Annotated in this window: 1 rRNA gene; it reads left to right on the top strand. The window is 51.0% G+C overall.

The features are described 5' to 3' along the window. Window positions 1-255: ribosomal RNA gene (locus tag AB4Y43_RS40640) — 23S ribosomal RNA — on the top strand; the annotation flags it as partial.

Below are 255 nucleotides of genomic sequence, written 5' to 3'. Positions count from 1 at the left end.
ATGCCTAGGCGCTAGGAGTCGATGAAGGACGTGGCGAACAACGAAATGCTTCGGGGAGCTGTAAGCAAGCTTTGATCCGGGGATGTCCGAATGGGGAAACCCGGCTGGTGTAATAGCCAGTCACTCACACCTGAATACATAGGGTGTGAAGAGACAGACGAGGGGAACTGAAACATCTAAGTACCCTCAGGAAGAGAAAACAAAAGTGATTCCGTCAGTAGCGGCGAGCGAAAGCGGAATAGCCTAAACCAATCA

This window comes from Paraburkholderia sp. BR10872, from assembly GCF_040965835.1.
In the GTDB taxonomy this organism is placed as follows: Bacteria; Pseudomonadota; Gammaproteobacteria; order Burkholderiales; family Burkholderiaceae; genus Paraburkholderia; species Paraburkholderia nodosa_A.
The sequence above is the reverse complement of the archived record's forward strand: the minus strand, read 5'-3'. Positions and strand labels throughout refer to the sequence as shown.